This is a genomic window from Variovorax paradoxus EPS (genome assembly GCF_000184745.1).
GTDB classification, from domain to species: domain Bacteria; phylum Pseudomonadota; class Gammaproteobacteria; order Burkholderiales; family Burkholderiaceae_C; genus Variovorax; species Variovorax paradoxus_C.
The window spans coordinates 2,282,167-2,295,010 of sequence record NC_014931.1; the positions used below are offsets into that span (position 1 = coordinate 2,282,167).

Annotated in this window: 12 protein-coding genes; 4 read left to right on the forward strand and 8 right to left on the reverse strand. The window is 66.6% G+C overall.

From position 1 onward, the window contains the following. Nucleotides 1–5 precede the first annotated feature (5 nt). The gene (gene moaD / locus VARPA_RS10520; RefSeq protein WP_013540539.1) at nt 6–257 is read left to right on the forward strand and encodes a molybdopterin converting factor subunit 1; all 252 of its coding nucleotides are present in this window, start codon (nt 6–8) and stop codon (nt 255–257) included. Here moaD and dapA read toward each other — a convergent pair. Further along, on the reverse strand, nt 244–1,140 hold the full coding sequence (gene dapA, locus VARPA_RS10525; protein WP_013540540.1) for a 4-hydroxy-tetrahydrodipicolinate synthase: 897 nt from the start codon (nt 1,138–1,140) through the stop codon (nt 244–246). The two genes, moaD and dapA, sit on opposite strands and share 14 nt — an antisense overlap. 253 nt (nt 1,141–1,393) lie before the next feature. Here dapA and VARPA_RS10530 point away from each other — a divergent pair, with 253 nt between their 5' ends. Beyond that, on the forward strand, nt 1,394–1,870 hold the full coding sequence (locus tag VARPA_RS10530; RefSeq protein WP_013540541.1) for a molybdenum cofactor biosynthesis protein MoaE: 477 nt from the start codon (nt 1,394–1,396) through the stop codon (nt 1,868–1,870). Between the two features lie 125 nt (nt 1,871–1,995). Here the strand turns inward: VARPA_RS10530 and VARPA_RS10535 are convergent, their stop codons facing one another. Further along, nucleotides 1,996–3,000 carry a Bug family tripartite tricarboxylate transporter substrate binding protein gene (locus VARPA_RS10535; protein ID WP_013540542.1) on the reverse strand — a complete coding sequence of 335 codons (1,005 nt, stop codon included), beginning with the start codon at nt 2,998–3,000 and terminating at the stop codon, nt 1,996–1,998. 141 nt (nt 3,001–3,141) lie between these two features. On the opposite strand from VARPA_RS10535, the gene clpB reads away from it, so the two are divergent. Both clpB and VARPA_RS10545 read left to right on the forward strand, forming a co-directional pair. Continuing rightward, nucleotides 3,142–5,763 (forward strand): ATP-dependent chaperone ClpB, encoded by a 2,622-nt coding sequence (gene clpB, locus VARPA_RS10540; RefSeq protein WP_013540543.1) that lies wholly within the window; start codon nt 3,142–3,144, stop codon nt 5,761–5,763. A 6-nt stretch (nt 5,764–5,769) separates the two neighbouring features. Then, nucleotides 5,770–6,114 (forward strand): hypothetical protein, encoded by a 345-nt coding sequence (locus VARPA_RS10545; RefSeq protein ID WP_013540544.1) that lies wholly within the window; start codon nt 5,770–5,772, stop codon nt 6,112–6,114. A gap of 11 nt (nt 6,115–6,125) precedes the next feature. Here VARPA_RS10545 and VARPA_RS10550 read toward each other — a convergent pair whose 3' ends face one another. Genes VARPA_RS10550 through VARPA_RS10575 form a run of 6 tightly spaced genes read right to left on the reverse strand, consistent with a single transcriptional unit; the run spans nt 6,126 to nt 12,789 of the window. Beyond that, nucleotides 6,126–7,946, reverse strand: a complete 1,821-nt coding sequence (locus VARPA_RS10550) for an AMP-dependent synthetase/ligase (protein WP_013540545.1) — start codon at nt 7,944–7,946, stop codon at nt 6,126–6,128. Further along, complete coding sequence (locus VARPA_RS10555) at nt 7,943–8,788, reverse strand: ABC transporter ATP-binding protein (protein ID WP_013540546.1); 846 nt, start codon at nt 8,786–8,788, stop codon at nt 7,943–7,945. Before VARPA_RS10555 ends, VARPA_RS10550 begins: the two co-directional genes overlap by 4 nt. A gap of 3 nt (nt 8,789–8,791) precedes the next feature. Next, nucleotides 8,792–9,982, reverse strand: a complete 1,191-nt coding sequence (locus tag VARPA_RS10560) for an ABC transporter substrate-binding protein (RefSeq protein ID WP_013540547.1) — start codon at nt 9,980–9,982, stop codon at nt 8,792–8,794. A 23-nt stretch (nt 9,983–10,005) separates the two neighbouring features. Continuing rightward, on the reverse strand, nt 10,006–11,043 hold the full coding sequence (locus tag VARPA_RS10565) for a branched-chain amino acid ABC transporter permease (protein WP_013540548.1): 1,038 nt from the start codon (nt 11,041–11,043) through the stop codon (nt 10,006–10,008). A 1-nt stretch (nt 11,044) separates the two neighbouring features. Continuing rightward, the gene (locus tag VARPA_RS10570; protein ID WP_013540549.1) at nt 11,045–11,923 is read right to left on the reverse strand and encodes a branched-chain amino acid ABC transporter permease; all 879 of its coding nucleotides are present in this window, start codon (nt 11,921–11,923) and stop codon (nt 11,045–11,047) included. After that, a complete protein-coding gene (locus tag VARPA_RS10575; RefSeq protein ID WP_013540550.1) occupies nt 11,923–12,789 on the reverse strand; it encodes an ABC transporter ATP-binding protein in 867 nt (288 codons plus the stop codon). Before VARPA_RS10575 ends, VARPA_RS10570 begins: the two co-directional genes overlap by 1 nt. Nucleotides 12,790–12,844 lie beyond the last annotated feature (55 nt).

The window sequence follows — 12,844 nt, forward strand, 5'->3', positions numbered from 1 at the left end:
TTCCCATGAAGGTCCAGATCCGTTATTTCGCCTCGGTGCGCGAGGCACTCTCCAGCAGCAACGAAACCGTCGACACCCACGCCGAAACGCTCGCCGCATTGCGCGACGAACTCATCGCACGCGGCGGTGCGCACGCCACCGCCCTCGCGCGCGGCAAGGCGGTGCGCATGGCGCTCGACCAAGTGATGAGCGACGAAGCCGCAGCCCTGCACGAAGGCTGCGAGGTCGCGTTCTTCCCGCCGGTTACGGGCGGCTGAGCCGCGCGTCCAGCGCCACGAGGCGCTCGCGAAGACTGTCGGAGGCGCGCGTCATCGGCGAGCGCAGTTCGTCGCGCATCGCATCGGCATGAGCGAGCAATGCCTTTACCGGGCCGGGGTTCGATTCGGCGAACAGCATCTCGATCAACGGTTGAAGCGGTTGCCATTCGGCGCGCGCTTCGGCCACGCGGTTGTCGGCCAGGAGGCGCAGCACCTGCACGAAGCGCTTCGTCTGCACATGCCCGCTCGCAGCGATGGCGCCCACGCCGCCTTCGGCCACCGTCGAGAAGATCTGGTGGTCTTCGCCCGACAGCACCTGCAGCCGGCCATCGGCGATCAGCGCGCGCGTCTTGGCCATGTCGCCGCCGCAGTCCTTGATGCCCCGAATGCGTGGGTGCGCGGCCAGCGCGAGCAGCGTCTCGCGCGAGAGGGTGGCGCCGGTGCGGTAAGGGATGTCGTAGATCAGCACCGGCAGCGCGCTTGCATCGGCAATCGCGCGGAACCATTCGAGCAGTCCGGCTTGCGACGGGCGGATGTAGTTCGGAGCGGGCACCAGCAGGCCCGCGAGCGGCCGTTCCGAGAGCTTGCGCACCCAGGCCGTCGTCTTGCCCAGGTGATAGCCCGAGAGGCCCATGACGACCGGCAGGCCAGCGGCGGCCGCCTGCACGGTGTCGAGCGACGCCAGTTGTTCCGCCTCGTCGAGCGCGGCGGCTTCGCCGGTCGAGCCGCAGACCACGAAGCCCGCCACGCCGTCGGCGGCGAGGCGCCGGGTCAGCGCGGCGAGCACCCCATGGTCGACCGCGCCGTCGCGAAACGGCGTGACGAGCGGAATCCAGAGGCCCGAAAAATCAGGGGTGGGGCGGGTGGCTTGTTGTTGTGGCACGCAGGCTTCCTTTCAGGAATCGACCGATGGAAAGAACCACCGTCCGATGCGCGCACAACCATGCTGGGATCAAAGCCTCTTGGCAGGTTCCGTCGCTCATCCGACGACGGAACCGCAGCTCCGGTCAGACGAGCTTTGGTTTTTTGGCTTTGCTGCCTTGGCGCGCGCAACGACTCTCGGGGTGCGAGGGCACCGTGAAGAGTGTGGCGAAGCAAGGCATGAACGCAGTCTATCTCGATGACACAATCCGGACATGAGCGTTGCGCGTGTTTCGATCCAGACGGGTGATTTCGACTTGAGCCAGGAGCTGGGCGCGTTGCGCGCGGGCGACAAGCGCGTGGGCGCGGTCTGCAGCTTCATCGGCACCGTTCGCGACCGCAACGACGGCAGCACCGTCGCATCGATGGAACTGGAGCACTACCCGGGCATGACCGAGAAGGCCATCGAGGCCATGATCGACGAGGCGCACAAGCGCTTCGATATCCTCGGCGCCCGCGTGATCCACCGCGTCGGCCTCCTGCAGCCGCTCGACCAGATCATGATGGTGGCGGTGATCTCGGCGCACCGCGGCCAGAGCTTCGAGGCCTGCGAGTTCCTGATGGACTACCTGAAGACCCAAGCCCCGTTCTGGAAAAAAGAACAGACGCCCGAAGGCGCCCGCTGGGTCGATGCGCGCGTCAGCGACGACGCGGCGTTGGCGCGTTGGGGCATCAGCGCCAACAACGCCTGACTTGTCCCCTCTCCCTCTGGGAGCGGGATAGGGTGAGGGCAGCGGCTTCACAACATCGTGGGGTGTTGGTCGCTGCTCACCCTCACCCCAACTCTCTCCCCCCGAGGGGAGAGGGAGCAAGAGGCTCAGAGCGGCTTGAACCCGCTGGCCTGGATGATCCGTTCCCAGGTCTGCGTGTACGAGCGCACGCGGCCCGCGAACTGGCCCTGCGGCTCGTAGCCGACCGTCAGCCCCATCGTCGTCAGCTTCTGCTTCACGTCGGGCATCGCCAGCACCTTCTGCAGCGCATCGCCGTACTTGTCGATGATCGGCTGCGGCGTGCCCACCGGCGCGAAGATGCCGTAGTAGGGCAGGTCTTCCAGGTTCGAGAAACCGAGCTCGGTGAAGGTCGGCACGTTCGGAATCACCGCCTGGCGCTTGGCGCCGATGGAGGCCACGATGCGCACCTTGCCCGCCTTGTGGTTCTCGATGAAGTCGGGCACCGAGGCGATGCCCGCAGTGATCTGGTTGCCCAGCATGTCGGCCACCATCGGCGCGCTGCCGCGGTAGGGCGCGGGCTGTGCGTCGATCTTGTACTTGTCCGAGATCATCTTCACCAGGAATTCGGGAATCGAGGCCGGCGCCGGAATGCCGATGGTCTCCTTGCCATCCTTCTGCGTGCGGACCCACTTGACGTACTCGTCGATGCTCTGGGCCGGCGTGCCGCCCGAGACGGCCAGCACGTTGGCGAAGGTGGCGAAACCAGCCACGGGCACGAAATCGGTGGCGGGGTTGAAGCCCGGGTTCTTCACCACCTGCGGCAGGATCGAGATCGTGTGGTCGTGCGAGAGGAGCAGGGTGTGGCCATCGGCGGGCGACGACTTCAGCACCGTCGCGGCGATCTGCCCGCCCGCGCCGCCGCGGTTCTCGACCACCACCGGCACGCCCAGCACGTCCTTGAGCTTTTCACCCAAGGTGCGCGCAATGGCGTCGGTGCCGGCACCGGCGGGGAAGCCCACCAGGATGCGGATCGGCGTGCCGCTCTGGGCCTGCGCGAGGCCGGGCAGGCCGAACAGGCATGCGGCAGCCGCAAAGAGACCCACGCTGAGCGCGCGGCGCACCGGCTGGACGCGCTGCATTGAAAAAACCATGATCGACTCCATTCGAGAGAGAGAAATGCCTACGGCAGAAAGGTGCGGGGCACCGTGCAATACCCGTGCCCAAGGCGCGAGCCCGGTTTGCAACCTTGAATCGTGCCCGAACGGCCCTATTTTGGATGCAGGAATACCACCATGCGACAAGACAAACTCACCACCAAATTTCAGGAAGCGCTGAGCGACGCGCAGACGCTGGCGCTCGGCAACGACAACGCCTACATCGAACCGGCCCACCTGCTGGTCGCGATGCTGCGCCAGGACGACGGCCCGCGCGCCCTGCTGGAGCGTGCCGGCGTCAATGTGCCGGGTCTCGCACAGGCTGCCGAAGCCGCCATCAAGAAGCTGCCCCAGGTGCAGGGCCACGACATCGTGCAGGTCGGCCCCGAGCTGGGCAAGCTGCTGCAGGCCACCGAGAAGGAAGCCATCAAGCGCAATGACCAGTTCATCGCCGGCGAACTTTTCCTTTTGGCCGTGGCCGACAGCAAGTCCGACATCGGCAGGATCGCCAAGGAAAACGGCCTGAGCCGCAAGTCGCTCGAGTCGGCCATCGACGCCGTGCGCGGCGGGCAGGGCGTGAACAGCGCCGATGCCGAAGGCCAGCGCGAGGCGCTGAAAAAATACACCATGGACCTGACCGAGCGCGCGCGCCTCGGCAAGCTCGACCCGGTCATCGGCCGCGACGAGGAAATCCGCCGTGCCATCCAGGTGCTGCAACGCCGCACCAAGAACAACCCCGTGCTCATCGGCGAACCCGGCGTGGGCAAGACCGCCATCGTCGAAGGCCTCGCGCAGCGCATCGTCGCGGGCGAGGTGCCCGATTCGCTCAAGGGCAAACGCGTGCTGTCGCTCGACATGGCCTCGCTGCTGGCGGGTGCCAAGTTCCGCGGCGAATTCGAGGAGCGCCTGAAGACCGTGCTCAACGAGCTCGCGAAGGACGAAGGCCAGACCATCGTCTTCATCGACGAGCTGCACACCATGGTCGGCGCCGGCAAGGCCGAGGGCGCGATGGACGCGGGCAACATGCTCAAGCCCGCGCTCGCGCGCGGCGAGCTGCACTGCGTGGGCGCCACCACGCTGGACGAATACCGCAAGTACATCGAGAAAGATGCAGCCCTGGAGCGCCGCTTCCAGAAGATCATCGTGGGCGAGCCGAGCGTCGAGGCCACCATCGCGATCCTGCGCGGGCTGCAGGAGAAGTACGAAGTGCACCACGGCGTGCAGATCACCGACCCGGCTATCGTGGCCGCGGCCGAACTGTCCGACCGCTACATCACCGACCGCTTCCTGCCCGACAAGGCCATCGACCTGATCGACGAGGCCGCGGCCAAGATCAAGATCGAGATGGACTCCAAGCCCGAGGTGATGGACCGCCTCGACCGCCGCCTCATCCAGCTGCAGATCGAGCGCGAAGCCGTGCGCCGCGAGAAAGACGAAGCCTCGCAGAAGCGCTTCGGCCTCATCGAGGACGAGATCGCCAAGCTGCAGAAGGAAATCGCCGACTACGACGAGATCTGGCAGGCCGAGAAGGCCCAGGCCCAGGGCAGCGCGCACATCCGCGAAGAAATCGAGAAGCTCAAGACCGAGATCAAGGAATGGGAGCGCAAGGGCGACTTCAACAAGTTGGCCGAGCTCCAATACGGCCAGCTCCCCGCGCTCGAAAAGCGCCTGAAGGAAGCCGAGGCCAGCGAGGCGAGCAAGGGCAAGTCCAGCGCGCCCACGCTGCTGCGCACCCAGGTCGGCGCGGAAGAAATCGCCGAGGTCGTGGCGCGCGCCACCGGCATTCCGGTCGCCAAGCTGATGCAGGGCGAGCGCGACAAGCTGCTCGTGATGGAAGACAAGCTGCACGAGCGCGTGGTCGGCCAGGACGAGGCCATCGGTGCGGTCGCCAATGCGATCCGCCGCTCGCGCTCGGGCCTGTCCGACCCCAACCGCCCCACGGGCTCGTTCCTGTTCCTCGGCCCCACGGGCGTGGGCAAGACCGAGCTGTGCAAGGCGCTCGCGGGCTTCCTGTTCGACAGCGAAGACCACCTGATCCGCATCGACATGAGCGAGTTCATGGAGAAGCATTCGGTCGCACGCCTCATCGGCGCGCCGCCGGGCTACGTGGGCTATGAAGAGGGCGGCTACCTCACCGAGGCCGTGCGCCGCAAGCCCTACAGCGTGGTGCTGCTCGACGAGGTCGAGAAGGCGCACCCGGACGTCTTCAACGTGCTGCTGCAGGTACTCGACGATGGCCGCCTCACCGATGGCCAGGGCCGCACCGTGGACTTCAAGAACACCGTGATCGTGATGACGAGCAACATCGGCTCGCCGATCATCCAGGCCATGGTGGGCAAGCCTTCCGAAGAGATCAAGGAAGCGGTGTGGGACGAGCTGAAGAACTACTTCCGCCCCGAGTTCCTGAACCGCATCGACGAGACGGTCGTGTTCCATGCGCTCGACGCGAAGAACATCGAATCGATCGCCGCGATCCAGCTGAAGGTGCTCAAGGCGCGCCTCGCGAAGATGGACCTGGGCCTGGAGGTGTCGCCCGCGGCGCTGGCCGAGATCGCCAAGGTCGGCTTTGACCCGGTGTTCGGTGCGCGGCCGTTGAAGCGCGCGATCCAGCAACGCATCGAGAACCCGCTCTCGAAGCTGCTGCTGGACGGCAGCTTCGGGCCGAAGGACACGATCGAGGTCAACACCGACCCGATCCAGTCGCCGGGCCAGTTCTCGTTCAGCAAGGGCAGGGAACCAACGGCGGCGGCCTCGGCCTAAAGTCGGATGATGAACTTCATTCTTCGCGTCATTCTTCTGCTCCTGGGGCTGGTTTTCGCGGCCAGCCTCGCCGTCGCGGTCATGCTGCTGGCCGCCGTGTGGGGCGTGCGCTACGCCTGGGGGCGTCTCACGGGCAAGCCCGTGACGCCCTGGATGACTTCGATGGGCGGGCGCTTCAATCCGCGCTCGGGCTTCGATCGATTTCGCAATGCGGCAAAGCCGGCCGAGCCCACGGCCGCCGACGTGGTCAGCGCGCGCGCACGCGGCGAATCGGTGCGCAGCCCCATGGCGCTGGGCGGACGCGCGGACGATGTGACCGACGTGCGTGCCCGCCCCGTTCGCGGCGACTGAGACACAGCCGATCAGGCGCTGTACAGCGCCTCGATCTCGCTGGCGTAGGTCTTGTAGATGCTGGAGCGCCGCACCTTCATGGTCGCGGTGACTTCACCGTCGTCATGATCCAACTCTTTGGTGAGCAGATGAAAACGCCTGATCTGCGACACCTGCGCCAGCTTCTCGTTGCCGCGCGCAATTTCCGCCTCGATGAGCGATCGCACCCGCGGCTCTTCCACCAGCGAGCGGAAATGGGTGAACGAAATGCGCTCGGCCTCCGCCCACTTGCCCACCGTTTCGTAGTCGATCTGCAGCAACGCGCCGACGAACTTTCGGCCATCCGCCACCACGATGCATTCCTTGATGAAGGGGCTGCCCTTCATGGTGTTCTCGATCTCGGACGGCGTGAGGTTCTTGCCGCCCGCCGTGATCATGATGTCCTTCAGCCGGTCGACGATGCGCAGATGCCCGTCTTCCTCGCGCACCACATCGCCCGTGTACAGCCACCCGTCGCGAATCGATGAGGCCGTGGCCTCGGGGTTCTTGTAGTAGCCCTCGAACACCATCTCGCCGCGCACCAGCAGTTCGCCCGCTTCGCCGACGCGATGTTCGGTGCCTTGCGTGGGCGGACCGACGGTGCCGATCTTCACTGCGTCGCTGCGGTGGCCGGCGATCATGCCGGTCGATTCCGTGAGGCCGTACACCTCCACCAGCGGCACGCCCAGCGTGCGAAAGAAGCGCACCACGTCCGCCGGAATCGGCGCCGCGCCAGTGAGCGCGACACGCGCGCGGCGCAAGCCGATGAAGTTCTGCAGCGCGCGCAGCACCGTCCAGTAGGCGAGGGCGAAGCGGCCGCGCTCGGCCAGCGTCCATGTGTTGCGCGGCTTCTCGGCGAGCGGCGCGCAGGCCGCGATGGCCCGATGGAAGAGCGCACGCTGCACGCGCCCCGCCTCCTGCATCTTGATGCTGATACCCGCATGCAGCTTCTCCCAGATGCGCGGCACGCCGAGGAACATCGTGGGCGCGACTTCGCGCAGGTCTTCCTGCACGGTGCGGATCGATTCGCCGAAGTTCACCTGCGAGCCCAGGTACACCGGCACGAAGGCCGTGAGCATCTGCTCGGCCACGTGGCACAGCGGCAGGTACGACAGGTGCGTGGTGTCGCCATCGAGCCCGAGCCGCTCGACGATGCCGGGCACCACGCCGCGGATGTTGCGGTAGGAAATCATCGCGCCCTTGGGCTTGCCGGTGGAGCCCGAGGTGTAGATCATCAAGCCGGTGTCGGCGAGCGTCTGGCGTGCGAGCGCGGCATCGACCAGCGAGGTGCCGTCCCGGGCCTGCACCTCGGCGCCGGCTTGCTCGACCTCCGCGAACGTCGCGATGAGGCCGCGCACTTCGGGCAGATAGCTCGCGAGGCCCTTGGTCTCGATCACGACGATCTTGCGCAGGCGCGGCAGTTGCGCCATCGCGTCGAGCACCTTGTCGGTCTGCTCCTGGTCCTCGCAGACGATCACCTCGATGTCCGCATGCCCGACCACGTAGGCCACCTCGTTGCTCGGGCTGGTCGGGTAGACGCCGACCGTGACCGCGCCGATCAGCCCCGCGCCCATCTGCGCGAGCAGCCATTCGACGCGGTTCTCGGAAATCACGCCCAGGTGCCCGCCTGGTGCCAGGCCCATCGCATGCAGGCCGAGGCCGAAGCGGGTGGCGCGCTGCAGGTACCCGGTCCAGTCCAGCGGATGCCAGATGCCGAAGTCCTTCTGGCGTATCGCGATGTCGTGGGGCCGCAGGCGCGCCTGCTCGCGCAGCATCTGCGGCAGGGTCAGCAAGGGAAGGGCGGCATCGGTCATGAGAGCCAGCGCTTGCGGCGCTTGTAGTGCTTGAGCGCGCGGAAGCTGCGCGATTCGCCGCTGCCGCCCACGCCCAGGTAGAACTCGCGCACATCGGGGTCGGCGGCCAGGCGCTCGGCGCTGCCGTCGATCACCACCTTGCCGCTTTCCATGATGTAGCCCGTGTGCGCGATGGCCAGCGCGACGCTCGCGTTCTGCTCGACCAGCAGCATCGAGGTGCCGCGCTCGGCGTTGATGCGCGCAATGATCGTGAAGATGTCTTCCACCAGCTTGGGCGAGAGGCCCAGCGAGGGCTCGTCCAGCAGGATCAGCTTGGGTTGCGCGACCAGCGCGCGGCCGATGGCCAGCATCTGCTGCTCGCCGCCGGAGAGATAGCCCGCAAGGCCCTTGCGGCGCTCGTGCAGGCGGGGGAAATAGGCGTACACGTCGTCGAAGTTGCGCGGCGCTGCGGCGCCTTCGCGCCCCGTCAGCGCATAGGTCGCGGCCACGAGGTTTTCCTCGACCGTGAGGTCCTCGAAGACACGCCGGCCTTCCATGACATGGCTGAGCCCGCGCCGCACGAGCTGCTGCGGCGCCAGTTGAGCGGTCGGCGCGCCATCGAACACGATGCGACCGGCTTCCACCTCGCCGTCCTCGAGCGCCAGCAGCCCCGACACCGCCTTCAGCGTGGTCGACTTGCCGGCGCCGTTGCTCCCCAGCAGCGCGACGATCTGCCCGCGCGGCACGGCCAGCGACAGGCCACGCAGCACCTGCACCACCTTGTTGTAGACCACTTCGATGTTGTTGACCTCCAGAACGAGGTCAACTTTTCCGGAAGCAGGCGCGGCCGCGGGCGGATGCATGGCTCAGTTCAGCGAGATCCAGTCCGACGCCGGCACCATCTTCTGCGCCTTCATGTCGGCCTTGTAGACGCGGCCCACCGGAATCGAGTTGCCCTTGATGGTGATCGGCGTGCCGATGATCCCGCCCGTGTCGAAGTCCTTGATGGTGTTGAGCGAGGCCTTCAGGTTCTTGCCGTCCAGCGGCTTGCCCGCGTCGAGGGTGCGCCTGGCCGCCTCGGTGAACAGCATCGCGGTGAGAAAGCCCTGCGTGTAGGCCGTGCTCTGGTACTCGGGGCGCAGCGCGCGGATCTTGTCGAGCATCGGCGCCTTGGCCGAGGTGTCGTAGTAGTAGCGGTAGGGCATCACGCCCATGAAGCCATCGGCGCCTTCGCCCATCTTCATCACGGTGGAGCTGTCCATGGTCCAGAAGGTGCCCATCCACTTGCTGGTCATGCCCATCTGCTTGCCCTGCTGCACGAACTCCGGAATCGGCGCGAGGATGTAGCCGTGGAAGATGGTGTAGTCGGGCGCGGCGCGGCGCAGCTTGATGACCTCCGTGGACACGTCGACGCTGCCGGCCGGCGTCATGAGCTTCACCGGCACCGTGAGGCCGAGCTTCTTTGCCGCGGCTTCGCTGGCTTCGATGGGGTCGCGGCCGAATTCGGAATCGGAGTACACGAAGGCCACCTTCGCGCCCGGCTTCTCCTTGGCGATGTGGCGCAGCAGGATGCCGATCTGCTCGGTGTAGTCGGGGCCGACCAGGAACTGGTTCGGGTACTTGGCGGCGTCGTTGAGCTCGGTCGCGAACGAGGCGCCCGCCATCAGGATCTGCCCGCTGCGGTCCAGCTCGGGGTTGATGGTCTTGGAGAAGCCCGTCGAGTCGCCGTAGTAGAGGTTGACCTTGTTCTGGCTCGTGATCTTCTTGAAGGCTGCGACCGACACGTCGACCTTGTAGCCCGTGTCTTCGGGCACATAGCGCAGCTTGCGCCCCTTGATGCCGCCCGCGTCGTTGACGATCTTCACGTAGTCGGCAATGCCGGCGTTGATGCCGACGCCCGCGAAGGCGAACACGCCGGTCATCGGGATGGAGCCGCCGATGACGATGTCCTCGGTGCCTTGGGCGTGCGCGAACGGCACGGCGGCAGCGAGGCCCGCGGCGATCAGCAGTGCACGGCGGTGTTGTGAAAGCTTCGGTGTCTTCGGTGTCTTGGGCATGCTTGTCTCCTGTTGGAATAGGCTCAGTTGCGGAACGGCCATAGATGGAAAAAGCGGCGTATGCGCCGCCACACTTCTGCGAGCCCGTGCGGCTCGAACACCAGAAATCCGACGATCAGCAGCCCGAACACGACGGTGCGCACGGGTGAGAGAAACACGGTCATCTCGACGCCGCCGGGCAGCAGGTCGACGATGAGCTTGAGCAGCTCGGGCACCATCGTCATGAACACCGCGCCGAAGATGCCGCCCAGGATCGTGCCCATGCCGCCGACGATGATGGCGGCCAGGAAGAAGATCGACATCAAGAGCGGAAAGCTCTCGGGCGTGACCACGCGGAAGAAGTAGGCCCACAGGCCACCGGCTACGCCCGCGTAGAACGACGAGAGCCCGAACGACAGCAGCTTGTAGCGCAGGAGCGGAATGCCCAGCACCTCGGCCGAGATGTCGCGGTCGCGGATCGCGATGAAGGCCCGGCCCACGCGGGTGCGAAAGAGGTTGGCCGCGCCCAGCACCATCAGCAGCATGACCGGCACGATCACCCAGTAGAGGCGGAAAGAGGTGTCCAGCGGCAGGCCGAAGAGTTGCGCCGGCGGCAGCGAGATGCCGGTGGTGCCGCCCGTGAGCTTGAGGTTGGCGAACAGAAAGTGCGTGATGAACGAGGCCGCGATGGTCGCGATCGCCAGGTACAGGCCCTTCACGCGCAGCGAGGGAATCCCGACGATCAAGCCGCCGAGCATGGCGACCACGCCGCCCGCGGCGATGTTCAGCAGGAAGGGCGTTCCCAGCCGCGTCTGCATGATCGCGACGGTGTAGGCGCCCAGGCCCATGAACGCCGCCTGGCCCAGGCTCACCAGGCCGGTGTAGCCGGTGAGAATGTTCAGGCCCGTGGCGCTCGCCACGTTGATGGCCACGAGGCATGCGAGGTACAGCCAATAGTCGCTGGCCATGAACGGGAACAGCACCAGCAGCGCCGCACCGATCGCGAGCCACATCTTCTGCGTGCGCGAGTCGAACAGCGCCGCATCGGCGACATAGCTTTGCTTGAGGGTGCCGATGCGCATTTCAGAGCCTCTCGATCTCGTGCGTGCCGAAGAGCCCGTAGGGCCGCACCATCAGCACGAGCACCAGCACGATGAAGGTGGCGAGCAGCTTGTATTCGCCGCCGAGGTACGAACCCGCGAGCGCCTCGACCAGTCCGATGAAGACACCGCCGACCAGCGCACCGAGCACGCTGTCGAGCCCGCCGACGATCACCACCACCAGCACCGACAGGCCGAACACGCCCATCGAGGACGAGATGCCGCCGATGGCGCCGACGATGATGCCGGCCACCGCCGCGATCATGGCCGAGGCCACCCAGGCGAGCGAAAACACGCGCGGCACGTTGATGCCCATCGAGTAGGCCGCGGCCTGGTCGGAGGCGGTGGCCCGCAGTGCCACGCCGCCGCGCCAGAAACGGAACAGCAGCAGCACCATGCCGATCAGCACCACGGCGATCAGCGCGCCGTAGGCGATCTTGGGTGCGAGGAACGCCTCGCCGACCATCACCGGCGCGTTGGGCAGGAACTCGGGCAGGCGGCGCTGGTCGGCGGTCCAGATGATCTCGACCAGGCCGACGAGGATCGATGCGAGCCCGACCGTCACCATGAACACCGAGATCGGCGGCTCGCCGAGCAGCGGGCGGATCATCGTGCGCTCGATCACAGCGCCCAGGAGGCCGGTGCCTATCACCGAGCCCAGCACCGCGAGCCAGATCGGCAGCGAGAAGCTCGCGGCAAAAGTGAAGAACAGGTACGCGCCGACCATCAGCATCTCGCCGATGGCGATGTTGACCACGCGCGTGGCCTTGTAGACCAGCACGAAGGCGAGGGCGGCCAATGCATAGAGGCCGCCGCCGGCAATGCCGGTGAGCGCGATCTCGAAGAGGTAGGCCCAATCCATCAGGCCACCCCCGCCGCGGTTTCGCCGCGCAGGCGCCGGCGCAGTTCGCCGACGTCGCCCGCGCCGAGGTATGCGCGGATCACCTCGGGGTCGGCCTGCACCTGCGACGGCGTGCCCTCTGCGATGACCTGGCCGAAGTTGAGCACCACCACGTGGTCGGACAGGTCCATCACCATGCCCATGTCGTGCTCCACCATCAGCACCGTGATGCCCCACTCGCGCCGCACGTCGAGGATGAAGCGCGCCATGTCTTCGGTCTCCTCGCGGTTCATGCCGGCCACGGGCTCGTCGAGCATCAGCACCTTGGGCTGCATGGCGAGGGCGCGCGCCATCTCCACGCGCTTCTGCAGGCCGTAGGGCAGGGCGGCGACCGAGGCGTGGCGGATGTGGTCGATCTCCAGGAAGTCGATGATCCGTTCCTCCACATCGCGCCGCAGCTCGGCTTCCTCGCGGCGGGCGCGGCCCAGGTAGAAGAGAGCGTCGAACACGTTGGTCTTCAGGTGTGCATGGCGGCCGAGCTTGATGTTGTCGAGCACGGTCATGCCGCGAAAGAGCGCGATGTTCTGGAAGCTGCGCGCGAGGCCGAGCGCGGCGCGCTTCGGCGCGGGCACGCGGGTGATGTCTTCGCCCTCGAAGAGCACGCGGCCCTCTGCCGGCTTGTAGAAGCCCGAGATGGTGTTGAAGAGCGATGTCTTGCCTGCGCCGTTGGGGCCGATCACCGCGGTGATCGAGCCGGGCGCGACGTCGAAGCCCACGTTGGTCAGCGCCTTCACGCCGCCGAATGCGAGCGTCAACGCCTCCACCTGCAGCACGGTGGCAGCCGGAGAAGGGTGCGGGGAGGCGCCCCGCGAGGGCTCGTCAGGCATGGCTAAGAGGGAGGCGATAGGGTCAGGGTTTGTGTCCAGGGGCAGAAAAGCTACT